This window comes from Nitrospira sp. (assembly GCA_029194535.1).
Taxonomy (GTDB): domain Bacteria; phylum Nitrospirota; class Nitrospiria; order Nitrospirales; family Nitrospiraceae; genus Nitrospira_C.
This window is the reverse complement of record JARFXR010000001.1, coordinates 531,048-555,220: the sequence shown is the minus strand read 5'-3', so window position 1 is coordinate 555,220 and position 24,173 is coordinate 531,048. Positions and strand designations below refer to the sequence as shown.

Annotated in this window: 25 protein-coding genes; 7 read left to right on the top strand and 18 right to left on the bottom strand. The window is 58.9% G+C overall.

Annotated elements, in window-relative coordinates; genetic code table 11:
* Both P0111_02575 and alaC read right to left on the bottom strand, forming a co-directional pair.
* Positions 1-1,314, bottom strand: a complete 1,314-nt coding sequence (locus tag P0111_02575; protein ID MDF0642892.1) for a homoserine dehydrogenase — start codon at positions 1,312-1,314, stop codon at positions 1-3.
* Positions 1,311-2,507, bottom strand: a complete 1,197-nt coding sequence (alaC, locus tag P0111_02570) for an alanine transaminase (protein MDF0642891.1) — start codon at positions 2,505-2,507, stop codon at positions 1,311-1,313. The genes P0111_02575 and alaC overlap by 4 nt, the downstream gene beginning before the upstream one ends.
* Before the next feature lie 285 nt (positions 2,508-2,792).
* Here alaC and P0111_02565 point away from each other — a divergent pair, with 285 nt between their 5' ends.
* From P0111_02565 to mutS, 5 genes are all read left to right on the top strand, one after another.
* Complete coding sequence (locus P0111_02565) at positions 2,793-3,506, top strand: pyridoxine 5'-phosphate synthase (GenBank protein ID MDF0642890.1); 714 nt, start codon at positions 2,793-2,795, stop codon at positions 3,504-3,506.
* 66 nt (positions 3,507-3,572) lie between these two features.
* Positions 3,573-5,123, top strand: a complete 1,551-nt coding sequence (locus P0111_02560; protein MDF0642889.1) for an NAD(P)H-hydrate dehydratase — start codon at positions 3,573-3,575, stop codon at positions 5,121-5,123.
* Between the two features lie 10 nt (positions 5,124-5,133).
* Positions 5,134-5,688 (top strand): tRNA (adenosine(37)-N6)-threonylcarbamoyltransferase complex ATPase subunit type 1 TsaE, encoded by a 555-nt coding sequence (gene tsaE / locus P0111_02555; protein ID MDF0642888.1) that lies wholly within the window; start codon positions 5,134-5,136, stop codon positions 5,686-5,688.
* Positions 5,685-6,032 carry a LapA family protein gene (locus tag P0111_02550; protein MDF0642887.1) on the top strand — a complete coding sequence of 116 codons (348 nt, stop codon included), beginning with the start codon at positions 5,685-5,687 and terminating at the stop codon, positions 6,030-6,032. The genes tsaE and P0111_02550 overlap by 4 nt, the downstream gene beginning before the upstream one ends.
* Positions 6,025-8,703: a DNA mismatch repair protein MutS gene (gene mutS / locus P0111_02545; GenBank protein ID MDF0642886.1), complete on the top strand. Its 2,679-nt coding sequence runs from the start codon at positions 6,025-6,027 to the stop codon at positions 8,701-8,703. Before P0111_02550 ends, mutS begins: the two co-directional genes overlap by 8 nt.
* Positions 8,704-8,739: 36 nt before the next feature.
* Here the strand turns inward: mutS and P0111_02540 are convergent, their stop codons facing one another.
* The 15 genes from P0111_02540 to P0111_02470 form a co-directional block, all read right to left on the bottom strand.
* Complete coding sequence (locus P0111_02540) at positions 8,740-9,414, bottom strand: hypothetical protein (protein ID MDF0642885.1); 675 nt, start codon at positions 9,412-9,414, stop codon at positions 8,740-8,742.
* A gap of 47 nt (positions 9,415-9,461) precedes the next feature.
* A complete protein-coding gene (locus P0111_02535) occupies positions 9,462-9,980 on the bottom strand; it encodes a hypothetical protein (GenBank protein MDF0642884.1) in 519 nt (172 codons plus the stop codon).
* A gap of 345 nt (positions 9,981-10,325) precedes the next feature.
* Entirely contained in the window at positions 10,326-11,585 is a 1,260-nt protein-coding gene (locus P0111_02530) for a pitrilysin family protein (GenBank protein ID MDF0642883.1), read from the bottom strand.
* A 5-nt stretch (positions 11,586-11,590) separates the two neighbouring features.
* Positions 11,591-13,711 carry a polyribonucleotide nucleotidyltransferase gene (gene pnp, locus P0111_02525; GenBank protein MDF0642882.1) on the bottom strand — a complete coding sequence of 707 codons (2,121 nt, stop codon included), beginning with the start codon at positions 13,709-13,711 and terminating at the stop codon, positions 11,591-11,593.
* Positions 13,712-13,905: 194 nt separating this feature from the next.
* Positions 13,906-14,175: a 30S ribosomal protein S15 gene (gene rpsO / locus P0111_02520; GenBank protein MDF0642881.1), complete on the bottom strand. Its 270-nt coding sequence runs from the start codon at positions 14,173-14,175 to the stop codon at positions 13,906-13,908.
* A gap of 32 nt (positions 14,176-14,207) precedes the next feature.
* Entirely contained in the window at positions 14,208-15,146 is a 939-nt protein-coding gene (gene truB / locus P0111_02515; GenBank protein ID MDF0642880.1) for a tRNA pseudouridine(55) synthase TruB, read from the bottom strand.
* Positions 15,147-15,158: 12 nt separating this feature from the next.
* Positions 15,159-15,557 (bottom strand): 30S ribosome-binding factor RbfA, encoded by a 399-nt coding sequence (gene rbfA, locus P0111_02510; protein MDF0642879.1) that lies wholly within the window; start codon positions 15,555-15,557, stop codon positions 15,159-15,161.
* A 16-nt stretch (positions 15,558-15,573) separates the two neighbouring features.
* On the bottom strand, positions 15,574-15,855 hold the full coding sequence (locus P0111_02505; GenBank protein MDF0642878.1) for a DUF503 domain-containing protein: 282 nt from the start codon (positions 15,853-15,855) through the stop codon (positions 15,574-15,576).
* Between the two features lie 22 nt (positions 15,856-15,877).
* Entirely contained in the window at positions 15,878-18,388 is a 2,511-nt protein-coding gene (infB, locus tag P0111_02500) for a translation initiation factor IF-2 (protein MDF0642877.1), read from the bottom strand.
* Between the two features lie 44 nt (positions 18,389-18,432).
* Positions 18,433-19,584 carry a transcription termination factor NusA gene (gene nusA / locus P0111_02495; GenBank protein MDF0642876.1) on the bottom strand — a complete coding sequence of 384 codons (1,152 nt, stop codon included), beginning with the start codon at positions 19,582-19,584 and terminating at the stop codon, positions 18,433-18,435.
* Between the two features lie 31 nt (positions 19,585-19,615).
* Positions 19,616-20,092 carry a ribosome maturation factor RimP gene (locus P0111_02490; protein ID MDF0642875.1) on the bottom strand — a complete coding sequence of 159 codons (477 nt, stop codon included), beginning with the start codon at positions 20,090-20,092 and terminating at the stop codon, positions 19,616-19,618.
* Positions 20,093-20,213: 121 nt separating this feature from the next.
* Positions 20,214-21,053, bottom strand: coding sequence for a D-amino-acid transaminase (gene dat / locus P0111_02485; GenBank protein ID MDF0642874.1), 840 nt, complete (start codon positions 21,051-21,053; stop codon positions 20,214-20,216).
* A 2-nt stretch (positions 21,054-21,055) separates the two neighbouring features.
* The gene (locus tag P0111_02480; GenBank protein ID MDF0642873.1) at positions 21,056-21,406 is read right to left on the bottom strand and encodes a protease inhibitor I42 family protein; all 351 of its coding nucleotides are present in this window, start codon (positions 21,404-21,406) and stop codon (positions 21,056-21,058) included.
* 52 nt (positions 21,407-21,458) lie between these two features.
* Positions 21,459-21,776: a Rieske 2Fe-2S domain-containing protein gene (locus tag P0111_02475; protein ID MDF0642872.1), complete on the bottom strand. Its 318-nt coding sequence runs from the start codon at positions 21,774-21,776 to the stop codon at positions 21,459-21,461.
* A 78-nt stretch (positions 21,777-21,854) separates the two neighbouring features.
* The gene (locus P0111_02470; GenBank protein MDF0642871.1) at positions 21,855-22,349 is read right to left on the bottom strand and encodes a DUF192 domain-containing protein; all 495 of its coding nucleotides are present in this window, start codon (positions 22,347-22,349) and stop codon (positions 21,855-21,857) included.
* A 225-nt stretch (positions 22,350-22,574) separates the two neighbouring features.
* Between P0111_02470 and P0111_02465 the strand changes: the two genes are divergently transcribed.
* Both P0111_02465 and P0111_02460 read left to right on the top strand, forming a co-directional pair.
* On the top strand, positions 22,575-22,922 hold the full coding sequence (locus tag P0111_02465) for a 4Fe-4S dicluster domain-containing protein (GenBank protein ID MDF0642870.1): 348 nt from the start codon (positions 22,575-22,577) through the stop codon (positions 22,920-22,922).
* Between the two features lie 200 nt (positions 22,923-23,122).
* On the top strand, positions 23,123-23,455 hold the full coding sequence (locus tag P0111_02460) for a hypothetical protein (GenBank protein MDF0642869.1): 333 nt from the start codon (positions 23,123-23,125) through the stop codon (positions 23,453-23,455).
* 87 nt (positions 23,456-23,542) lie between these two features.
* Here the strand turns inward: P0111_02460 and P0111_02455 are convergent, their stop codons facing one another.
* Positions 23,543-24,022 carry a hypothetical protein gene (locus tag P0111_02455; GenBank protein ID MDF0642868.1) on the bottom strand — a complete coding sequence of 160 codons (480 nt, stop codon included), beginning with the start codon at positions 24,020-24,022 and terminating at the stop codon, positions 23,543-23,545.
* Between the last annotated feature and the right edge of the window lie 151 nt (positions 24,023-24,173).

Here is a 24,173-nt window from a genome sequence, read left to right as displayed (position 1 = left end):
TCACTCGTCCTTACCCTCCACTCGAACCAAGGTGGTCGGCTCGGACATGAAGTCCATGCGGTTGATCTCTTGCAGCGCCATCTGAACGGCTCGCTCCTGCGCCGCGTGCGTCTTGATCACGATCGGCACCGTTTGTCCTGCTCGCCGTCCCTTTTGCAACATCGAAGAAATGCTGATTCCATAGCGGCCGAGTTCACCGGCTATTTGCGCCAACACACCAGGACGATCGAGCACCATGAATCGCAAATAGTACAACGAGCTGATCTCCTCCATCGGTCGCATGCGCAAGGGACGCCGCTGGTCCTGCTGGAATGAGGCGGGTGGGACACGGCCGGCGCCGCCCTTCAGCAGATGACGGGCGCTGGCAATGATATCGCTCACCACGGCGCTGCCCGCCGCCATGTCGCCGGCCCCTCGACCGACAAGGACTACGTCTCCCACCGCATCGCCGACCAACTGAATCGCGTTGTAGACACCTTCGATCTTGGCCAACGGGGAATCAGCCGGAAGCATCGTGGGGTGCACCCTCGCTTCCACCTCGCCGTCGACCAGCTTGGCGATACCCAACAATTTGATCGTGAATCCGAACTCCCGGGCATAGGCAATATCATGCTGCGTGATATGCGTGATGCCCTCCGTATAGAGATCCTTGAAGTTAATCGGCGAACCGAAGGCCAAGTTTGCCAGGATCGCCAACTTGTGCGCCGAGTCCGTCCCCGCCACGTCGAACGTCGGATTGGCTTCTGCATACCCCGCCCGCTGCGCTTCAGCCAGATTCTCTCCAAATCCCTGCCCTTCATTCGTCATGCGGGACAAAATGTAGTTGGAGGTCCCGTTGATGATGCCGTAAATCGATTGAATCGCATTGGCAGCCAGTCCTTCCGTCAAGACACGGATGACAGGAATCCCGCCGCCGACACTGGCTTCGAACCCGAGATCGACTCCCTTGCGGGCCGCCGCCGCAAACAATTCTTCGCCGTGAAGCGCGAGCAACGCCTTATTGGCCGTGACGACATGCTTTCCGGCATCGATCGCGTCGAGGAGGATTCGCTTGGCGAGGTCACAGCCACCGATCAGTTCGACGACAATGTCGACTTGGGGATCGGCCAAGACCTGCTTGGCATCGTTCACGAGGACACCCGACGCCAAATCGATCCCACGGCTGCGAGTGACGTCGAGATCGGCGATCCGGGCGAGCTCAAGCGGAGCCCCCACCCGTCGCCGGATGATCGCTGCATTGTCCAATAGAATTCTGGCGACCCCGGACCCGACGGTACCGAACCCGACAATCCCCACACCCACGCGCGATCTCATTCTTCCGTTCCCTCAAGCTTCAAGGCCTTGCGAATGCCCCTGACCGCCTGTCTCGTTCGATGTTCGTTCTCGACCAGGGCGAACCGGACGTATTCGTCACCGCCCTCGCCGAAGCCGATTCCGGGCGACACGGCGACTTTCGCCTCTCGTAAAAGCAGTTTGGAAAACTCCAGCGATCCCATATGGCGATATGGCAGCGGAATCCTGGCCCAGACGAACATCGTCGCCCGGGGCTTGGCGACGTTCCATCCAATGCGATTCAAGCCGCTCACCAGGACATCGCGCCGTTTCTGATAGCGCGACACGGTGTCCTTCACGCAATCCTGAGGCCCGTTCAGCGCTATGACGCTGGCGATTTGAAGCGGTTGGAAGATGCCGTAGTCCAGGTAGCTCTTGATCTTGGCCAATGCACCGACCACTTCACGGTTACCGACACAAAACCCCACCCGCCATCCCGGCATGTTGTAGGCCTTGGACAGCGTATAGAACTCGACTCCGACGTCCTTGGCGCCTTGCACCTGAAGAAAGCTTGGAGCCTTGTACCCGTCGAATACCAGGTCGGCATAGGCGAGATCGTGAATGACGATGACGTTGTGCTCCTTGGCAAAGGCCACGATTTTCTTGAAGAACTCCAGATCGGCGACGGCCGTGGTGGGATTGTGAGGAAAATTGATGACGAGAATCCTCGGCCGAGGAAATGTCTGCCGATAGACCCGTTGAAGATCGTCGAAAAAGTCGCTGTCGGGCCGCAATTCAATCCCGCGGACTTCTCCACCCGCGATGATGAAGCTGTACATATGGATCGGATAGGTCGGCGTCGGGGTCAACACCACATCGCCGGGGCCAATCATGGCGAGAGACAAATGCGCCAACCCTTCTTTCGAGCCGATCGTGACGATCGCTTCCGTTTCTGGATCCAAGTCGACGTCGTAGTTGCGGCGATACCAGGCGGCGATGGCATGGCGCAGCTTCGTGATGCCGCGGGAGGCGGAGTAGCGATGATTCCTCCCTTTCCGCGCTGCTTCGATCATCTTTTCGACGATGTGCGGAGGTGTCGGCTGGTCCGGGTTGCCCATCCCGAAATCGATGATATCTTCCCCGCGGTGGCGAGCGTCCAGTTTCAGGCTCTGCACCTGGGCAAACACATACGGAGGAAGCCGTTTCAACCGGTAGAAGTGATCAGCCAATCCCATAACGCGAGATGTTGTCGTATTCGATGAGTGGATGCAGGCTCGGGATGGATACACCCCCGTTAGCCGACAAGCGCGTATTCTAATTGCGGCGGGCCTGCAGAGTCAAATTGTCGCGTGTTTCTGTGGGGTTCGGCAGGACGACGTGAGGAACGCCGCGGGGGTCACTGGCGTGCTCCCCATTTCTTGCCCCGTTCCGAGGATTTCTGCTACAACAGCCGACGGCTCTCCTACCCATTGTCCGACTTCGGCTCTTTTCGTCGATCTGGCTTCAAGATGGAGGTGGCAGTGCCTAGATTGGGTGTCAACATTGATCACATCGCGACTCTCCGTCAAGCTCGCGGCGGGCCGGACCCCGACCCGATCGCCGCCGCGGTGTTGGTGGAACTGGCAGGGGCAGACGGAATTGTCGTCCATCTTCGAGAGGATCGACGTCACATTCAGGATCGTGACGTTCGGCTGCTTCGTGACATGATCCACACGAAGCTAGATCTTGAAATCGCCGCCGATGAAGACATGGCGAAGCTCGCGCTAGGGATCAGGCCGGACATGGTCACGCTCGTTCCCGAGCGACGGCAGGAATTGACGACCGAGGGCGGTCTTGATGCCGTCGGCCACAAGGACCGTCTCCATCAGATCGTGGACCTTCTGCACAACAGCGCCATTTCCGTCAGCCTGTTCATCGAACCGGATCTCTCGCAAGTCAAGGCAGCCCATAAACTCTCGGTGGATTTCGTCGAGCTTCATACAGGGCGCTATGCCAATGCCCAACGGGCCAAGGAGGCCGATGCCGCAGTAGAAGCCATCACCCAGTCGGCAAAACTGGCCTATAAGCTTGGCCTCGGTGTCAATGCCGGCCACGGTTTGAATTACCAGAACGTGAAACGCCTGACGCATGTTCCGGAAATCGTGGAGTACAACATCGGCCACGGTATCATGGCCCGGGCGATATTGGTCGGCCTCGATCGCGCCGTGAGGGAGATGAAGGCGCTCGTCAGTTGAGGTACCGGGCTGCAGGAGGGGCTCATTCTCGCAGCGCTGTAGAATCGTGATCAGGCGAGGTCTTCTATGAAGGTTGTCACCGCCGCCCAGATGCAGGCGCTGGACCGTCGGACGATCGTCGAAGGCCGTGTTCCCGGTATCGTGTTAATGGAACGTGCCGGCCAAGAGGTGGTCAAGCATCTGGAGGCACAATTCGGGTCTCCGCGCGCCAGAACGATCACTGTCATCTGTGGAAAGGGAAACAACGGAGGGGACGGACTGGTCGTCGCCCGGCTGCTGCATCGTTGTGGCGCCAAAGTCCGTGTGTTCTTGCTGACGCCGGTTTCAGCGCTCACCCGTGATGCCGCCGTCATGTACCGACGGTTCATTCGAACGGCCGGCAGGTCCTCGATCCTTCCTTTTCGTGTCGAGGATCGAACCAGGACACTCTTGGCTGCGAGCGATCTGGTGGTCGACGCCATCTTGGGCACCGGTTTATGCACTGACGTGATAGGGACCTACCGAGACGCGATCAATCTGTTGAACCAATGCGGGCGACCCACGGTGGCCGTCGATATTCCCTCGGGAATCCATGCGGACAGCGGTTCAGCGCTGGGAGCAGCCGTGGACGCCTCCCTGACGGTCACCTTCGGTCTTCCCAAACTAGGTTTGTACGTCGGCCAGGGGATCGATCACGCCGGAATCGTCCAGGTGGCGGATATCGGGATCCCTCCGTCCTTCGCCGCGGACGTAGACAGTCACGTAACCCTGCTCGACAAGAAAATCGTCCGGCACAGCCTTCCTCGTCGGCGGACCTCCGCGCACAAGGGCACCTTTGGTCATGTCGGCATCATTGCCGGTTCCGTGGGCAAGACCGGAGCTGCAGCGCTTGCCGCGCAGGCGGCGCTTCGGACGGGGGCGGGTTTGGTGACGGTTGCCGCACCAACCAGCGTGAACGATGTGCTGGAGGCCAAGCTCCTTGAGGCGATGACCGTGCCGTTTCCGGAAACCGAAGCGAGGACGCTCAGTCGTGACAGTCTCGACCCGCTCATCCGGTTCATTCGATCGAAGACCGCGGTAGCCGTCGGTCCGGGCCTATCGACTCATAACGAGACCGTCGAGTTGGTTCGGTCTCTCGTGAAACACCTGGACCGCCCCTCCGTCATGGACGCGGACGCACTCACTGCCCTGGCGGGGCAGAGCTATCTCTTGGCAGGATGCAGAGTCACGCCGATCCTTACTCCTCATCCAGGGGAAATGGCTCGGCTTGAATCAGGTGCGACCGCTCAGTCGGTGAATGCGGACCGGATCGGCACAGCCAGCCGATTCGCCCGCCAGGCAGGCGTGATTCTGGTATTGAAAGGCGCCCGCTCGGTGATCGCTCGACCGGACGGAGTGGTCGCCATCTGCCCCACCGGAAATCCCGGGATGGCAACGGCGGGGACAGGCGATGCCCTGACCGGCATGACGGTCGGCCTCCTGGCGCAAGGGCTTCCGCCGTGGGAAGCCGCCTGCGCGGCCGTATATATCCATGGGATGGCCGGTGATCTGGCCTCCAACCGACTTGGAGAGGCCGGCATGCTTGCTCGAGATGTGATTGAGCAGATTCCTTATGCCCTCCAAGTCATCTGTCACTAAACGTAAGTCCGTGGCGTCGCGGCCCATCCGGCAACGCCACGCCATAGCGCGATCGAAGCCGACGTGGCAGCTGACTTCTCGGTCGGCGAGCGGAACGGACCGGCTCGGTCAGGCTTTGGGTCACACGTTGCGCGGTGGAGAATTTCTGGCCCTCATCGGAACGTTAGGAGCGGGGAAAACGACCTTGGTACGGGGAATCGCCAAGGGTTTGAACGCCTGTCCGATGTCCGTGAGCAGCCCCACGTTCATTCTTGCTCATGAGTATCGCGGGAGGCTCGTCTTAGTGCACATGGATCTGTACCGGATCCGGTCGCCTCATGAACCGGAATCGATGGGACTGACGGAATATCTGTCAGGAACCACCGTTGCCGCCGTCGAATGGGCCGACAAGTCGCCCGGCTGGTGGCCGGACGACCGTCTTGAAATTGAGTTGCGCCACCTGACCATTGGGAGTAGAAGAATTCGATTGGCGGCCCAAGGACCGGTTTCAACCGGACTGCTGGCGCGGGCAAAGACGAAATTCCCCCAACTCGCGGCGGCGCGCAGGAAGGTATCGCCAGCATGATTCGGCTCATTCTCGTAGGAACCCTTCTTCTCTTGTGTCTGGCTTTCTTCCTGCAGAATCAGGAACAGGAAGTCACGCTTCGGTATTTCTTCGGACTCTTTTCCGCCTCCACACCCATTTACAAACCGATTCTGGCCGGATTTGCCGTCGGCCTGCTGGTCTCAGGAATCCTCTTGTTCCCACCGTGGGTCCGAGGCCGGATCGAACTTCGCCGGAAGACCAAAGCGTTGCAGGAGGCAGAGGTAGACCTCGAACGGCTGCGGAACTCCTTGGAGAAGTTGACGGCGAAAACGTCATCCATGGCGGCGGGAGACTCTTCGCTCCGAGCGCAAACCGATGAGTGACGCCGATGTCACGCCGCTCATGCGGCAATACCATGAGCTTAAGCGCGGCTATCCCGAGGCAATCCTCTTTTTTCGCGTCGGCGACTTCTATGAAATGTTCGGTGACGATGCCAGGGAAGCATCCGTTCTGCTGAGCATTGCGCTCACCTCGCGCGACAAGAGCAGTACAGACCCGATCCCGCTCTGTGGAGTGCCTCACCACGCAGCACAAACCTACATTGCCAAACTCTTGAAGGCCGGTCGCACGGTCGCCCTGTGCGAACAAGTCGAGGACCCGCGATTAGCTAAAGGACTCGTACGGCGCGAAGTCGTGCGCCTGTACACTCCCGGAACCCTCGTCGATACGGAATTTCTTCCGGCAGGCGAATCAAGCTTTCTGACGGCCGTTTTCTGCTCACCGCAGAGCGGAGCGAAGCGTGCGCCGTCGGTCGGCCTGGCCAACCTCGATGTGTCAACCGGTGAGTTTTGGGTGACGGAATTTCAGGGCGGTCGCCAAACCGTCGAATCCAGGTTGCTCGATGAACTGGCCAGAATTGAGCCGAAGGAATTGCTGTACTCCGAGTCAGATCAGTCCGTCGCGCCCCTATTGATTCGTTTCAACGAAGCACGATTGTGCGCCCAACCCGCTGCCGCCTTTTCCGAGCAGGAGGCGACGGCGCTCTTGAAGGCCCACTTCGGCGTGGAGTCGCTTGACGGATTCGGCTGCGTCGGTCTGACGGTCGGTCTCGCGGCCGCCGGCGCCGTGTGGCGATATTTTCGGGAGACCCAGCCGACGGCTTCCCTCGCACATATCCGGCGCTTGCAACGGCGGTGGCACGAAGAGTCCATGCATTTGGACGGAACCACGATTCGCAATCTTGAACTCGTTCGCCCGCTGACCGGAGGGGACGGGCGGACGGGCCCCCGCCACGCGACTTTGCTGTCGACGCTGGACCGGACCTCCACCTCCATGGGCAGTCGGCTGCTCAGAGAATGGCTGGTTCGTCCCCTTCTCAATCGCCGAACGATCCAATCCCGTCTGGACGCCGTTGGTGAGTTGAAGCGGTGCCTCTCTCAACGGGTTGCGCTCAGATCTATCCTACGGACGGTCCAGGACCTGGCCCGGTTGAGCAGCCGCATCACGCTGGGCCTGGCCGGCCCGCAAGAATGCCTTGCGCTGAAACACTCGCTCCGCACCCTGCCCGAGCTGCGATCCACCCTGGATGCCTTCACGGCGACCCTACTCGTCGATATCCGAAACAACTGGGACGATTGTCGAGACGTTCATGAGGTGATTGAGCGCGCGATCGCTCCCGACGCACCGATGTCCGTTCGAGACGGCCAGGTGATCCGTGAAGGTTTTCATCCTCAAGTTGATGCGCTTCGGAAACGGAGACACGAGGGAAAAGACTGGATCACCGCGTTGGAAAGCCAGGAGCGCACGCGAACCGGCATCGACTCACTGAAGGTCCGGTTCAACCAGGTGTTCGGCTATTACATTGAGGTAACCAAAGCCAACCTCTCGAAGGTGCCGCCGGATTACGTCCGAAAGCAGACCCTGGCCAACGTCGAACGTTACATGACCGCCGGACTGAAAGACTTGGAAGAACAAGTCACGGGGGCAGAATCCCAGCTGCATGCGTTGGAGGAAGAGCTGTTTGCGGAAGTGCGGGAACAAATCGCCAAGGAACTCCCGCGTTTACAATCGATGGCCCAGGCCCTGTCTCGTCTCGACGTGCTCGCGGGATTGGCGGAAACTGCCGCCTTGCACCGGTATGTCCAGCCGACCATTGATGACGCCGACGAAATCAGGATTGTCGAGGGTCGCCATCCCGTAGTCGAGCAGTTGAGCACGGACCTGCCGTTCGTTCCGAACGACACCCTTCTCGACGGCGAATCGAATCGGGTCATTCTTCTCACCGGCCCCAACATGGCGGGGAAGAGCACTTACTTGCGCCAGGTCGCCCTCATTGTCCTGCTCGCGCAGATCGGCAGCTTCGTACCCGCCGCCGAAGCCCATATTGGACTTGTCGACCGAATTTTTACCCGTGTCGGCGCTTCCGACAACCTCGCCGCCGGCCAGAGTACTTTCATGGTCGAGATGATCGAGAGCGCGCAGATTCTGAACTCTGCCACGAGCAAAAGCTTGATTTTGCTCGACGAGATCGGTCGAGGGACCAGCACCTATGACGGACTGAGCATCGCCTGGGCCATCACGGAATACGTCCACGACCGCCGCTCTCTGGGCGCGCGGACTCTCTTTGCGACGCACTATCATGAGATGACGCAGATGGAGAGCCTGCGCGACGGCATCCGCAACTATCGCGTCGTGGTTCAAGAACGCAACGGGGATGTCTTGTTTCTTCGGAAGATTCAGCCGGGGGGTGCAGATAAGAGCTACGGCATTCACGTCGCAAAGCTGGCTGGTCTTCCCTCGTCCGTCATCGATCGAGCACAGGAAGTCCTGTCACAATTAGAAGCACCCGCTTCCCAGGCAGACGCTGTTCGACTCGCCGAACGACCAGTCAACATGGGTACATCCGACCCTCGACCCCATCCCCTCATCGAAGAGGTCAGACAAATCGATCTCTTCTCCCTCACCCCGCTCGATGCTTTGAATCGGTTGGCAGACCTCCAGAAACGCGCAACTGATTCGCACTCATCAACAAAGCAAAAGGGCGGTAGCTCCTGAGGAGCTACCGCCCTTTACTTCGACCGAAACGATCGCTCAGTGGCCTCCGCCACCAGGCAGGTTATACTTCGCCGTCCAGGGAATCAAACCTCCGAGAGGCTTCTTGTCCGGAGTCAGTACATCGTACTGAAGAGGCAACGTGGCCCCATCCGGCGTCTTCGGCGAGGTATTCAATCCTTGCTTGGCCGCATAACAGGACGCGTCCGTTTCGTTCTTTCCCACACAATCCTTCAAACGAAGCGCCGAAATGCTGACCGGCTTCCCCGGTGCACCGGCGGTTTCCGGGAGTTTCTTGACCGAGGAAATCACGCGATGGTTCTGCTCGGTTTCGGTGACCGTAAATTCGATCAGATCGGTCGTGCTGCCAGGCGGGACTTCCTTGGCGGCAGCAGGACCCGCATGAGGCCTGCCCATCTTCTTGAGTTCTTCCCAGGCACCCTTGTCCGCATAGAACTTGAGATTCTTGCCCGGATGAATCTTCTGCCAGAACAAACCACTCTCCGCATTGCCTCCGAACACAGCCACATTGATCCAGACCGCTTCATCATAGGGATCGAGAATAATCACTCGACCCTGAAGCGTGGTTGGCTTGCTCATGTCCCCCCACTCGAACCGCTCCTGGAACGACTCAATGGCCAGGGCGGCGGAGGCCATTGAGACCACCAATGCAACTGCAGCCATGACGGCCCAGCCTTTCGCATGAAACTTCATAATCGCGTCCTCCTTAGCAAACGTAAAAGAATGATAGCTATTGAGGTCTATTCCTTAATGACTTTGAAGCCAGTGATCGTGCGGCCGTCAAGGCTCACTTCCATGGCCACCAGTTCCTGCGAAGCCTTGATGATCTGATCCATCAGCGCCTTGTCTTTCACTGCTAGGCGGACAGTCGTTGCCGCATGGTACCAGCCGGCGTAGGGGTTGTTTCTCTCGGCTCCTCCGACGAAGCCCCAGGCGCAACAGACGAACAAGGGATCGGGCGGCTTGACGTCAAGGTCTGTGGACGAACGACCGGCGGGGGTGCCGGAAGCCGGTTCGCCGGTATTCCAATATTGAATGCCGAACAGCAACTCTCCATCGGGATTATCAGCCCACTGAGACCAAACCCGACCCTTGAGAGTCTTGGTCGCTTCACCAGACTTCATGGGTTTCCCTCCGACAATATTGTCGGCAGGGCCAGTCGGCCCGCCAGGAGCATCAGCGGCGGCAGCGAATTCAGCCGTCAGCAAGCCGAGCACAGAGCACACTGCAACTGCGGCTAGAAGTACGACCCTTTTCATACCCAATCCCTCCTTCATAAAAAGTACAACTACAAGACTGATGAACGCTCGAGTTTAGAGTACGATAAAATGGAGCCGAAATTGAGAACCACGCGTTCACGAGAGCAGGATCGAGAGCCACCTCCTTTGCTTTCCCTCGTGGTGCATTTGCTTCAATTCTGAATGACGTGTTAAGCGGGGCTCATGGTACTGAAAACATACTATGGAGTCAAGGAAATGTTATCCGCTGTGGACAACGCAGGGGATCTGCAAGAAGTCTCATTGAAAACAAATACTTATGTAGACACATCGTCGGTGTTCGACCAGTCATTTTCCAGGAACGAAGCGCGATCTATTAGAGAGTTCTCATCTGTATGCCTGAAGGGCGCGCGGCGAAATGGGGCCCAGGCCCGTGATCGACAACCGATCAAATCCAAACAGCTCCCGACCGACTCGATGGACATGTTCTGGTTTGATCCGATCAATTTGGCGCAGGATTTCTTCAAGCGAGATGCGTGCACCGTGGATCAATTCATCCTTCGCCAATTTACTCATGCGGCTGTGGGAACTCTCCAGGCTGAGCATCAGACTGCCCTTCATCTGATTCTTTGCTCGTTGGAGTTCGTGCTTTTCGACACCTTTGTTTCGCAGACGTCTGATCTCACGACAAATCACATCGACAACACGAGTCGCCTCTTTGGCCTTGGTGCCGGCGTAGACCGTGATCATACCGCCATCGGAATAGCCGGAGAGAAATGAATAGATCGAATAAGCCAGCCCTCGGTTCTCCCGCACTTCTTGAAAGAGCCTGGAACTCACACTACCTCCCAAAATGCTGTTGAGAGCATATGCGGCATACCGATCCTGATGTCCGGCCGCCACACCGTTCAACCCCAGGCAGAGATGAACCTGTTCGAGCGCCTTCTGTCTGACCAGTATGCCACCCTTGACCTCCGGCGGCCGCCGAGCCGGATACTCCGACTCCGAGATGCCACCTGTGCGCGCACGGCGGAAATAGCGCGAAACGAGTCTCTCCAGCGAACGCTGCTCGAAATTCCCGGCGATCGCGATAACGATCTGAGCAGGATCATAGCGGGCTCCGATATACGCCATGATGTGCTCGCGCTTGAGTTGTCTGATGGTTTCTTCCCGACCCAGAATCGACTGCCCTAGCGGGTGATGCCCGAGAATCTGCATCATGTGGAGTTCTTGAACATAGTCCTCGGGATCATCCTGGACCATGCGGATCTCCTCGAGCACGACCTGTTTTTCTTTCTCAACCTCTTTGGCGTCGAACTGCGAGCGGTAAAACAAGTCGGAGAGGAGCTGGAGCGCACGCTCCAGCTGTTGATCCAGAACCTTCACGTAGAAGGTAGTCGTCTCGCGGGTCGTGAATGCGTTCATCTCGCCGCCCAGACCGTCAATCTCACGGGAGATCTCGGCGGCGGAACGTGAACGCGTCCCCTTGAAGAACATGTGCTCGATGAAGTGGGAATACCCGGCTTGCGACGGCTGTTCGTCACGGGACCCGGTGTTGACCCAGATCCCGACTGTGACCGATTTGAGCGTCGAGATCCGCTCGGTCACCACCCGCATGCCGTTGTCGAGGACGAGCTTGCGGTACAACGTGCTTACCCGGCAGATTGATCCTTCGCTCCCGCTCCGGTCGGAGCCGGCATCGTTTCTTTGCGACTCAGACGGATCTTCCCTTGGCGATCGACTTCCAATACCTTGACGAGGATTTGATCGCCTTCGGCTACTTCGTCCGCCACGGATTTCACCCGATGATGCGCGAGCTGTGAAATATGGACCAAGCCGTCCGTCCCGGGAAGGACCTCGACGAACGCTCCGAAGTCCATGATCTTTCGAACGGTCCCCAAGTAGGTTTTGCCGACCTCCACCTCTTCGACGATCCGACCGATCAGTTCCTTTGCCTTCTCCAATGATGCCTCGTCGACGGACGCAATTGTGACCACGCCGGTATCCTCAATATTGATCTTGACTCCGCAATCGGCTTGGATGCCGCGGATGGTCTTCCCGCCCGGGCCGATGACTTCCCGAATCTTGTCCTGCTTCACTTTCATCGTGAAGATGCGCGGGGCAAACGCGGACATGTTCTGTCGCGGGGCTCCGATCGCCTTGAGCATGCAGTTCAGGATGTGCAACCGTCCCGTCTTGGCCTGCTCCAATGCCTGGTGCATCAAGGAGGGTGTAATACCGCCGATCTTGATGTCCATCTGAAGCGCGGTCACGCCGTGCCTGGTACCGCACACCTTGAAATCCATATCGCCCAGGTGATCTTCCAGCCCGAGAATGTCGGACAGTATCATCACACGGTCGTCTTCCTTGATGAGTCCCATGGCGATACCGGCCACCGGCTCCTTGATCGGCACCCCGGCGTCCATCATGCCGAGCGTGCCGCCGCAGACGGTCGCCATAGAGGAGGATCCGTTCGATTCAAGAATGTCGGAGACAATACGTAAGGTATAGGGGAACACGTCTTTGCCGGGGATGACCGGCTTGAGAGCCCTTTCAGCGAGAGCTCCATGGCCGACTTCCCGCCGGCCTGGCGATCGCAACGGCCTCGCCTCCCCGACGCTGAATGGCGGGAAATTGTAATGGAGCATGAACGTCCTGGTATATTCGCCCTCGAGCGCGTCAATGCGCTGTTCATCGTCCGTGGTGCCCAGCGTGATGACGGCGAGGCTTTGGGTCTCGCCTCTGGTAAACAGCGCCGACCCATGGGTACGGGGCAGTACTCCCACTTCACATGTGATCGGGCGGATATCGCCGGGGCCGCGGCCATCGGCTCGTGACCCCTTCTCGAGAATCATGTTCCGCACTTCCGTGTATTCCAATCCATGGAATATGATCTTCACGTGTCGTTCGCGATTGGGGTCATCCGGGTTTTTCAGTTTCTCGATCGCGTCCTTTAGAATCAGATCCAACCGTTCCTGCCGCGCCGTCTTGTTCGGGATCATGATCGCGTCGCGAATTCCCTGCGCGACCAACGCCTTGACCTGTCCCGCGAGACCCGGATCGATCGTCTCCGTCACCACGGGACGCTTCGACTTGTCGCCCGACAGCACCCGAAGCTCGTTGATCTTCGCCACGATCTTCTTGATCTCGGCATGGGCCAGTTCGATCGCCGCCAACATCGTCGTTTCCGGCAATTCGTTGGCGCCGGCTTCGACCATCATCACGGCCTCGGCCGTGCCCGCGACGACCAGATGCAATTCGCTTTGCTCGAGCGTTTCCAGATCGGGATTGACCACGAACTGCCCGTTGACACGGCCGATTTTGACGCCGGCGACCGGCCCGAGGAAAGGGATGTTCGACACGGTCAATGCAGCGGAAGCCGCTGTGATGCCGATGACGTCGGATGAGCCGGTCTTATCCGCCGACAACACCGAGGCGATCACCTGGGTCTCAAAATAATACCCCTCTGGAAACAGCGGACGCAGCGGCCGATCGATCAATCGGCTCGTCAGAACTTCCTTCTCCGACGGCCGCCCCTCACGCTTGAAATAGCCCCCGGGGATCTTCCCGGCTGCATAGGCCTTTTCCTGATAGTCGACGGTGAGGGGGAGAAAATCCACCCCCGGCTTGGCGTTCTGCGACGCAACCGCCGTGGCCAAAACCACGGTGTCTCCGTACGACGCCCAGATCGAGCCATCAGCCTGCTTGGCGACCCGTCCGGTTTCGAGCCGCAACGTCCTGCCGGCAATGTCGAGTTCGACTGCATGTACCATCTATGGTCTCCTTATGGTTGTGCCCCACAGATGCCCACAGAGATGGACTCGGAATCGACGCGGAAAGTTCGAAGGCACATGATCCTGGAAAGTAGCGTTCCTACTCGCCGTTGAGCATGCATTTCCGAACACCGTCCGAGCGGAGCCCATGTCAGTGTTCACCTGTGCGACTGGTCTGAGGCTGGTGCGCGCGACTATTTTCTGATGCCCAGCCGGTCGATGACGGCCCGATACCGAGCCTCGTCCACGTCCCTGAGATAGTCCAGGAGCCGGCGACGGCGCCCGACGAGTTGAAGCAGGCCGCGCCGAGAATGATGGTCCTTCTTGTGCAGCTTGAAATGCTCCGTCAGATAACCGATCCGGTTTGTCAGCACAGCGATCTGCACCTCCGGCGAACCCGAATCCCCGTCATGCTGGCGATACTGCCTGATCAACTCGGTCTTGGCTTCCTTCAACAATGCCATGGATGAATCTCCTCTCTCTCCTTACGTCTTGCTTAGTTTTGGTCAATCAACAGTTTTTCGACGGCCAGCACCGTCTCACCCCGCACGAGATACTTCCCGATCGCTAGGAGCCGCCCCCCCACGTCATGGATACGAACCGGTCTGCTCAACGCCGCAACCTCGTGCCGACAATCCGGCAAATCCCGAATGTGCCTCAACAGAACCGGCGCCCCGTGCCGCACACGTTCAGCCGCCGGGCCGTCCACCACCACAGCCTGAAACTCTCTGAGCGCCTGATCAAGGGAAACGACGGTCTCTCCCAGATCGCCGAGCGCATAACGAGAAGCCACCTCGTCAACCGTCGAAGCCTGATCTAACGTGAGCGGTCCGACACGCCGGCGCTCCAGCGACAGCAGATGCCCGCCGGTTTCCAACGCCGCTCCGATATCCGCGCACAATGTCCTCACGTAGGTGCCCTTGGAACACACGACGCGAAGGGTCACATTCTGTCCGTCGATTTCGAGAACGTCGAGCGAGTGAATCGTGACGGTTCTCGCCTGCCTCGCAACCGTCCTTCCTGCACGGGCCGACTTGTACAACGGGACTCCTGCGACCTTGACGGCGGAATACATCGGAGGCACCTGTTGGATGGCGCCCCGAAACTGGACCACGACCTCTTCAATGGCGGTTGGCGTCACGTGATCCGTGCGCCCTCGAGTCACGAGGGTACCGGTCGCATCCTCTGTGTCGGTGGTTTCACCGAGGCGAAGCACCGCGCGATACTCTTTGTCCCACTCGACAAGATACTCGGCGATACGCGTTCCTCGACCGATCAGGACAGGCAACACCCCCGTCGCGGCGGGGTCCAGCGTCCCCGCATGCCCAACCTTGGCTCCCCCGAGAACGTGTCGGATCTTGGCCACCACGTCATGCGACGTCCAGCCGGCTTCCTTGTTGACGGTCAGGACACCGTCCAGGGTACTCTGCGCCACATTCGTCATCATCTAGGAATTGGTCGTGGTCGATGAATCGTGTTCCTGTGGATCTCGTCCGTGCAATTCGTCAAGCAATCGCAAGACGCGGTCGCCTCTGGGCCCGCTCACATCCTTCACAAAAATGATCTCCGGAAGATATCGAAGCGTCAGCCGGCGCCCCAATTCACCACGCACAAAGCCGGCCACGCTTGCCAGGCCGGTAAAAACCTCTCTGGTTTCTTCGTCGGACCCCAGCGCCGTCACGAAAACACGGGCGATGCGCAGGTCGCTTGTGAGTTCCACATCCGTCACGGTCACCGACTTCACACGCGGATCCTTGATCTTCCGCATTAGAATATCGGCCACCTCCATGCGGATCTGGTCGGCCACGCGGTCTGCCCGGCTGTATTCGCTCTTCGGCCTCGTCATCGTCTTTTACCCGTCTCTACAACAACTCCACCTTGGACTGAATGAGCTCCACCGCCGGATCGTTCTGGATCAAATTCAACGCCTGATCCAAGACCTGATTGGCGTGTCGTCCCTCGTTCGTCACACACGCCAAACCCAAGACGGTCTTCTGCCAGAGATCCTGTCCGTCGACCTCCGCCACGGATAGATTGAACTGCCCGTGCAGGCGATCCTTCAGGCGTAGAAGCACCCGACGCTTATCTTTCAAGGACCGGGAATCTGAAATGAACAGCTCAACCGTGCAAATCCCGACGATCATATCCGCGGCGGCGGCTTGCGGCTCAGAGTTTGACCGCGATCTTATCGATCGCGTAGGCCTCGATAATATCTCCGGCCTTGATATCGTTGAAATTCTCGACTCCGATACCGCACTCGTACCCCTGCTGCACTTCACGCACATCGTCCTTGAACCGGCGGAGCGATCCCAACTTTCCCTGATAAACCACCACATTGTCACGGATGACACGGACGCCGGCGCTGGCCCGCGTGATCGTGCCATCCACCACGTACGACCCGCCGATCGTTCCGGCTTTGGAAACTGTGAAGACCTGACGCACTTCGGCGCGCCCCAGGATGCGCTCCTTGAGTGTCGGCTCCAGCAGACCTTCCATCGCGGCCTTGATGTCGGCCAAGGCCTCGTAAATGATGGTATAGAGTCGGATGTCGACGCCTTCCTTTTCGGCCAACACGGACGCTTTGGTCTCCGGCCTAATGTTGAACCCGATGATGATGGCATTCGAAGCCGCGGCCAACAGGACGTCGGATTCGGTGATGCCGCCGACGCCGTTATGAATGACGCGCAGCTTCACGAGCTCGGTGGGGAGTTTTTCAATGGCCGCAGCCAGCGCTTCGGACGACCCTTGGACGTCCGCTTTGATAACCAAGGCCAATTCCTTGACCGATCCTTCCTGAATCTTGGCGAAGAGATCGTTGAGCGATACCTTCCCCGAGCCCGCCAATTCGGCGGCCCGCTGCTTGCGCGCACGATCCTCGGCGATCTCGCGCGCCACCCGTTCATCCTTAACGGCTTGAAAGACATCACCGGCGGAGGGAACCCCGGGCAACCCGATTACTTCGACAGGGATGGATGGACCTGCCTCCTCCACCTTGACGCCGGTATGGCTGATTAACGCCCGCACCTTGCCGCTGAAGGAGCCCACAACGAAAACATCGCCGACGTGCAACGTGCCGTTCTGTATCAGAACGGTGGCGACCGGCCCACGACCCCGCTCAAGCTTGGCCTCGACTACGGCGCCCTTCGCCAACACGTGCGGATCCGCCTTCAGTTCCAAGATCTCGGCCTGGAGCAGGATCATTTCCAACAGCTGATCGAGACCCGTCTTCTGCTTGGCAGACACTTCCACCATGATAGTGTCTCCGCCCCAGGCCTCGGAAATGAGGCCGTGCTCGGACAACGCGTTTCGTACACGATCCGGATTGGCGGTCGGCTTGTCGATCTTATTCATCGCGACAATGAGCGGGACACCCGCGGCCTTGGCATGGTGGATGGCCTCGATGGTTTGCGGCATAACCCCATCGTCGGCCGCCACCACGAGGATGACGATGTCGGTCACTTTGGCGCCACGCGCGCGCATGGCGGTAAACGCTTCGTGTCCGGGAGTGTCCAGAAAGGTCACCAGCCTCCCGCGCACGGTCACCGTGTAGGCCCCGATGTGCTGAGTGATCCCGCCGGCTTCACCCTCCGCCACCTTGGTTTCGCGAATCGCGTCAAGCAACGAGGTCTTCCCGTGATCCACATGACCCATGATGGTCACCACCGGCGGCCTCGGCTCCGGACGTCCCTCACCCTCGGTTGAAACGAGATCTTCCAGCAATTCTTCTCCCGCCTTTTCGACCGAAATATCCACCCTGATGCCGCTTTCCTCGGCGATCATGAGCGCGACGTCGGTATTCATGGGCTGATTGAAGGTCAGCATTTGCCCCATGTCCATGAGCTTGCGCACAATGTCCGCCGGTCGTTGTCCGATCAACTCGGCAAAGTCCTTGACCGTGGTCCCTGGCGAGAGTTTCACGCTCTTCTTGCGCGGCTTCGTAATCTCTCCAGGTGCGCTGTGGTGAACGTGACGAGCCCGATCCTCACGCCGCTGAACGGGAATGGCGCGAAGATCCTGCCACCGCGCGGCATCCTCCCGCACCCGCACGTCGTCTTCTTCTCTCGGGCGTCCCGGCTTCCTGGCCTTCTTCAACTTATCCTTGAGGCCTTCAGCCTGGAGTTCCTCCAACGCTTTCTTCTTGCCTGTGACCGCGTCGCCAACCGGGACCAGGGGCTTGGCCTGAACCGTCTGTCCCTGGAGAGACGCCGGGACCTGCGGGGCTGCTCCGCTCACAGGCTGCGGCTCGGGGAGGGATACAGGAGAACCTTCAAGATGGGAAGGCGTGGCGGGCGGCGGGAGCGTCGACTCCGATACCGTCCCGGAGGAAGGAACGGCGATGACCGGCACGAACGCTTCCTCGGCCGGCGCATCGTCAGTCTTTTTTCGCTTGATGAGAATGCGGCGCTTATCCGGCTTGGCCGCTTCCTCTACAGGCGCTCCGCCGGCCCTCCCGCTCACCGACTGATGATCGGTGTCGCGGTGGCGGTCGCCTCGGCCTCCCTCTGCTTCCTTCGTGGAGAACTTATGTTTGGGCCCCAGTTTCTCCAACGCCTTGTGGACGGCCTCGTCCTCCAACGCGCTGCTGTGCGAGGCCACCGCAATCCCCATTCGCTTGAGTTCAGGAATCAGGTCCCGATTCTCCATCCCAAGCTGTTTCGCCAATTCGTAGACGCGCATATCGATCTTACGCCCAGCTCATTCCCGGTCTCGGTACTACAGCCTTATTCTCCGGCCTCGGCCTGGGCTTTCTCCTGTTGTCGAGCCTCTTCCTGTTGCCGCTGCGCTTCAGCCTCCTCCGCCAGCGCCGCCTTGATTTCTCGATCCCGCTCCGCCTTTTCCTTCTCATACTCCGTGGCGCTGATGATGTCGATTTTCCAGCCGGTCAGCCGGGCGGCCAGACGGACGTTCTGTCCGTTCTTACCGATCGCCAGGGACAACTGGGAATCGGCCACGACGACCAGGGCGGATTTCTTCTCCTCATCCACACCGACCTTTTCGATGGTGGCCGGATTCAGCGCTTCGGCGATGAACACCCGCGGATCCATCGTCCAGGTGATGATGTCGATTTTCTCGCCCCGCAGTTCTCTGACCACGGCCTGGACCCGCGAGCCCTTGATGCCGACGCACGCGCCGACCGGATCAACCGCCTTCTCCCGTGACGTCACGGCGATCTTGGTCCGATCGCCCGGCTCGCGCACCACCGCCTTGATCTCCACGATCTTTTCCATGACCTCGGGTACTTCCAATTCGAACAGCTTCGAGACGAACTGCGGGTGGCTGCGGGTGAGGATGACCTGAACGTCTTTCGGGGTCCGCCGAACTTCCAGCAACATAGCTTTGACCCGATCACCCCGACGATAAGTTTCTCGGGGGATTTGCTCTTGGATCGGGAGCACCGCCTCGGTCTTGCCGAGATCGACCAGATAGTTGCGGCGCTCCATTCCGAGGATGATGCCGTTGACCAGATCGCCCTGTCTGGTCGAGTACTCCTTTTGGACTGCTTCCCATTCCGCCTCGCGGACCTTCTGGAATATGACCTGCTTCGCAGTCTGGGCAGCAATGCGTCCCAGTTCGTCCATTTCGATCAACGAACCGATCTCGTCCCCCACCTCCGCTTCGCTGTCGTACTGCCTCGCTTCCTTGAGCGAAATCTCGGCCTTGGGATTCGTCACTGCATCGACGATGATCTTCTTGGAGACGACTGAGATCTCGCCGGTTTTGGCATCGATCTCGACTTGAATATTCTCGGCCTGCCCGAATCGCTTTTTTGCTGCAGTCTGCAGTGCCGCTTCGATGGCGCCGATCACTTTCGTTTTGTCGATGCCCTTTTGACGCCCGATCTCGTCGATCACCGAAATGAGTTCTCGATTCATCGCTCGCTCTCCCCGCTGTATCCGCCAACGCTTACCACGTGACTACCAGTTTGGCCTCCACAATCGATTCGAGGTCAAGGTTCAGAATTCTCTCGGGAGGTGGATCGGCAACCGCGATCGTCACCACCTGCTCGGTCACATCGGTCAGTCGTCCGACGATGCGCCACTGTCCGGCACAAGGTTCCTTGAGCTTGAGACTGATCCCCTTCCCGATAGCCCGCCGATAGTCCTGGATCCGTTTGAATGGTCTGTCCAGGCCCGGAGAGGACACTTCGAGCGTATAGGCGTGGGGAAACGGATCCGCGACGTCCAGCGCCGGCCCGAGCACGACGTGAGCCCGCTCGCAATCGCTCAGGGTCACGCCCCCAGGCTTATCGATGAACACCCTGATCACCGACCGCGACCCCTGCCCCACACAGAGGACATCCACGAGTTCAAGCCCTAACGTCCAGAGGATGGGAGAGATCGCTTCTGTGATGCGTTCGACGACGGGTCGGGACTCTTTCACCAACTCCTTCAGCCCCGTTTCTCTCGCTGGTTTATCTACCAGATCAAACAAAAAAGTGGGCCTGAGCCCACTTTACGCGGCAGCACCTTACCATGTCACCCTGGCCAAAGCAAGGGGACGGTCAGGCGGTTTGCTCTGAAAACCACCCGGCGATTCGACCGGTCACAGGGCCCGGCCGGCCGGAGCCGATCGCCTGGCCGTCAATTTCGACGACTCCCAGAACCTCGACCGTGGTACCGGTCAGGAAGACCTCCTCCGCAGCGAACAGGTCCGCCTGAGCGGGATAGCGTTCATGGACGGAAATGCCACGGGCGCGAGCGAGTCGCAGCACCACTTCTCTGGTCACCCCCGAAAGGATTCGCGGTCCTTCCGGCGCCGTGACCAGCGATCCGTCGCGAACGAGAACAACATTGCTGACGGCCCCTTCCGTCACAAGGCCGTCTTTGAGCAGAATCGTTTCGAACATCCCTGCCTGCTTGGCCTGCTGGCGCGCGAGCACGTTGGCCAGGAGATTGAGGCTCTTGATATCACAGCGCCCCCAACGCAGATCGTCCATCGTCATCGCGGCCACGCCGCGACTCTTCACAGACTCGGCGAGCGGCTGCAACTCACGGACCGTCATCACGACGGTGGGAACGAGGTCGGCGGTGTAGCCGTGATCGCGCGGAGCCGCGCCTCGAGTAATCTGCAGATAAATCTTGCTGTCCCGATAGGCGGCCCGCTCGATTCCCTCCAGAATGAGTTGCGACCATCTGGCATGGGGATACGGCTGTTGCAGCTGAATCGCCTGGGCGCTCCGATCAAGGCGCGAGAGATGCGCCTCCGCTTCGAACGGCCGGCCGCGATAGGTGCGGATGACTTCATACACTCCGTCGCCGAACTGAAATCCTCGATCCTCGATCGGTACCACGGCGTCGGCAAGGGGGAGGAATCGTCCGTTCAGAAAGGCCACCTCCGGCACGGTCAGAAATCCCGCCGTGGCTCGGCACCGGCTATCATGACGGAAAACACCCGCCGGTCTTCCGCGGTGAATTTCCATCCCATGCGCTTTTCGAAGACGATTTGCACGTTGCCGGGCTTGATCGGTTGAAACTCGAACGTTCTTGTCCCGTTGTCCACTGCGTTGTTTCCGGCGATGCGGAGATAGTCATCCCCGAGCAACGCGAGCGCCGCGGCGTCGTAAGTGGGTACCCACTGCTCTCCACGCGTTCGATCTTCCCATAAATGAATGGTGATCGGCCGGCCGACGACGGCCAGAATCGCCTTGACACCCGCGTTCGCTTGGCCGCTCCCCTCATCTTGACTCGTCGTCATGCGCGATACTGCCCTCTCACATCCGTGAACGGAGACGGTTCTTCGGTCAGAGTCACGTCTTGCGACGGGGGCCGACGAAAATCTCTCCCTCCAGCACCCGGACTTCGTAGCTGCCGACGCAATAGCCGCCCCCGTCGGTTCCCTGCCCGTTTCGAATGTCGAAGGCCAGGTCATGCCAAGGACAGGATACGACAAATCCTTTCACGCGCCCTTCGTTCAACGGCCCACCTTCGTGCGGACAAATGTTATAGATGGCGAAGTACTGCCCTTCGACATTGAACAGGGCGATTGCACGATTGTTGATGTTCACGACCTTGGATCGCCCCGGCGGAATATCCTCGACGGAGCCGACCGGCTGAAATCCTTCCATGGTCACGGCCTCATCTCCCCGGCTGTGAAGCAGTCGCCCCGATCGGTCAGAGCAACGCCGCCCGCACATTTCCTAACATTACATGCGGAGTGTGTACTTCAACTCATCCCCAACCGCGACACCCTTCTCCTTGATGAAACCGGCTTCTGCTTGGATCAAATAGCGGACCGCCACAGGCGGAGGGCCGTACCAAGGGCAGGGATCCTTCCGACAGGGTTCGACCTTTTCCAGCAGTTGGACGACCTGATGCCGTTCATCGATCCAGATCAAATCGACGGAGAATCGGTACTCCTTTGTGGTCACCCGATGCGCTCCCGCTTGCTCAAAGATATAGATCATTCCTCCATTCGGGGGCAATGCCTCTTGGAAGGCCAAGCCGAAGAGCAGCTTTTCGGGTGTATCCGCCACCTCGGCCTCCAACTCTGTTCCGGTTGGAAAGGTCACGATGATCGTCTTCGTGTCCTCACGCTGCATCAGAAAGGTCGAGAGACTCATGAGCAGAATCGCCAACAGCGCGAGCGTGATGATCCGCGTTTTCCATTGTGCTCGGTCGATCGGCTGAGGTGCGGGCATGGTAACGCTGAGTGCCGTTGTCCTTTTGTCCTTTTCGAGGTAACTGGGCCCAAAGGCCCATCATATTACCGTATCTAGGCCTTCTAACCGACTCCGTTCTGTTGACTTGGAAAAGAGCGACAGAATAGAATGCGCCACAGCTGTCGTGCCACTATGTCGTGGTGTGGCGGGCTTGTCAATTGTGTTTGTTTGCTGTTTCACCGAGGCGAGAAGGAGGCGAGGGTCATGGCACTGTTGATTACTGATGAATGTATTTCCTGTGGAGCTTGCCTACCTGAGTGTCCGAACGAGGCAATCTTCGAAACCCGTAGCGATGCGGAAACGAAGGGAAACCATGTAGGAGACGGCCAGGGAGTCGGCGACAATATTTACGTGATCACCCACGACCGGTGCACCGAATGTGTCGGACATTTCGATGAACCCCAATGCGCCGCGGTCTGCCCAGTCGACAATTGCTGTATCTCCGATCCAGCCTATCCGGAAGGAACGGATGTGTTGCTCGAAAAGGCGAAGACGCTGAATCCGGACAAGACGATCGACCCGGCGAAGGTCTGGAGCGGAGTGCGCAACTAGTCATCTTTTGCTACCGATCACTGAATCCTGGGCCCCGTGGCTTACCGAGTCGCGGGGCCTTTCAATGCCTCTCCTAAACGACAACCCACCACAATTCGTGGACTTCCCTCGTGCCACGCAGTAAAATCCTGAGGAGAGAGGTTCACGTGCCCCTCCTGAGGAGGAGGCTTCATTCCCGCCCTATCCCATGGAGGTAAATCATGGGACGTCAATTGCTTGTGCTGATCGCGCTGCTCGGACTTCTCGCTCTGCCATCCCATTCCCAGGCGAGCACCGGTGATGTCGGAGTGATCATCGAGAAATTCGTCGCCCGTCAATTCCCCGAGGCGACAACTCACTATTGGGTCATTAACGAGACTCAGTGGGACGGAGATGAAATGATCGTGGACGTCCATACGATTGTGACGGAACGGCGCAGCATGGAGCCCCACTTGGATCATTTCCTGCTCCTGATCGTGGCGGGAGAACTCAAAGGCGTACAGAACATCCCCATTGAACCCGGCGCGGAATGTAAGGCTGAAGAAGAGGCTTGAACCGCGGAAGAGCAGCGTTGAAACACAACGTCCCCGCCGCTTTCCAGCGGCGGGGACGTTGTCATTTTACCGACGGTATGACGTGGACTACTTGATCATGACGAGCTTGCCACCGACGTGAGCCGGATGAAGGTGGCACCGATAGCCGAGGGTATTCCCCATCGTGGCATAAAACAGATCGCTGGTGGGGATGCCAATGTATTTCGTCTCCCCAGGCTTCAGGACGAGCTTGGCATTCACCGCGGTCGGCGCAGCCTGCGTCGTCGTATCGGTCAATTGGAACCCGTGCTCCGTGGTATCGTTGTTCGTGACCTTGAGCAGGACCGGACGTCCCGGCCGCACTTTGAAGTCGATCACGGTCGTCGGGGGATACCAGGTCTTCATGTTTCCGATTGCGACTGAATAGAGTTCTGCGTCCACGTCCAATTCTTTGAACGGCTGACCGACCACGGAACCGGTTTCCCAGTCACCGACTTCGACTCCGCCCGCCTGGTGCGCCAACGCCGCCGACGCCCCAGCAATAACCATCACGAGGCCGAAGAAGACCCCGAACATCGTCTTGCCCATGACCTACCTCCTTAAAAATAAGAAGAGATGTGATTAGGTTGGTAAATAACTACCGCTCGGATCAGGTAGCCTTGACCGGTCCGACGACCACTCAACTGCGTACTTTGATTGAATCTTATCGTCATATCGCTCTCAAGGAGGGCTCCTTATA

Coding starts and splice junctions, on each gene's coding strand:
- P0111_02470 (MDF0642871.1), bottom strand. CDS start 22,349: ATGCCCGCACCTCAGCCGATCGACCGAGCACAATGGAAAACGCGGATC.
- P0111_02480 (MDF0642873.1), bottom strand. CDS start 21,406: ATGACGACGAGTCAAGATGAGGGGAGCGGCCAAGCGAACGCGGGTGTC.
- P0111_02505 (MDF0642878.1), bottom strand. CDS start 15,855: ATGATCGTCGGGATTTGCACGGTTGAGCTGTTCATTTCAGATTCCCGG.
- P0111_02550 (MDF0642887.1), top strand. CDS start 5,685: ATGATTCGGCTCATTCTCGTAGGAACCCTTCTTCTCTTGTGTCTGGCT.
- nusA (MDF0642876.1), bottom strand. CDS start 19,584: ATGAATCGAGAACTCATTTCGGTGATCGACGAGATCGGGCGTCAAAAG.
- rpsO (MDF0642881.1), bottom strand. CDS start 14,175: ATGGCATTGTTGAAGGAAGCCAAGACCGAGTTGATCAGGCAGTATCGC.
- rbfA (MDF0642879.1), bottom strand. CDS start 15,557: ATGACGAGGCCGAAGAGCGAATACAGCCGGGCAGACCGCGTGGCCGAC.
- P0111_02575 (MDF0642892.1), bottom strand. CDS start 1,314: ATGAGATCGCGCGTGGGTGTGGGGATTGTCGGGTTCGGTACCGTCGGG.
- P0111_02465 (MDF0642870.1), top strand. CDS start 22,575: ATGGCACTGTTGATTACTGATGAATGTATTTCCTGTGGAGCTTGCCTA.
- pnp (MDF0642882.1), bottom strand. CDS start 13,711: ATGGTACATGCAGTCGAACTCGACATTGCCGGCAGGACGTTGCGGCTC.
- P0111_02475 (MDF0642872.1), bottom strand. CDS start 21,776: ATGGAAGGATTTCAGCCGGTCGGCTCCGTCGAGGATATTCCGCCGGGG.
- P0111_02455 (MDF0642868.1), bottom strand. CDS start 24,022: ATGGGCAAGACGATGTTCGGGGTCTTCTTCGGCCTCGTGATGGTTATT.
- infB (MDF0642877.1), bottom strand. CDS start 18,388: ATGCGCGTCTACGAATTGGCGAAACAGCTTGGGATGGAGAATCGGGAC.
- P0111_02560 (MDF0642889.1), top strand. CDS start 3,573: ATGAAGGTTGTCACCGCCGCCCAGATGCAGGCGCTGGACCGTCGGACG.
- P0111_02540 (MDF0642885.1), bottom strand. CDS start 9,414: ATGAAGTTTCATGCGAAAGGCTGGGCCGTCATGGCTGCAGTTGCATTG.
- P0111_02460 (MDF0642869.1), top strand. CDS start 23,123: ATGGGACGTCAATTGCTTGTGCTGATCGCGCTGCTCGGACTTCTCGCT.
- alaC (MDF0642891.1), bottom strand. CDS start 2,507: ATGGGATTGGCTGATCACTTCTACCGGTTGAAACGGCTTCCTCCGTAT.
- mutS (MDF0642886.1), top strand. CDS start 6,025: ATGAGTGACGCCGATGTCACGCCGCTCATGCGGCAATACCATGAGCTT.
- P0111_02535 (MDF0642884.1), bottom strand. CDS start 9,980: ATGAAAAGGGTCGTACTTCTAGCCGCAGTTGCAGTGTGCTCTGTGCTC.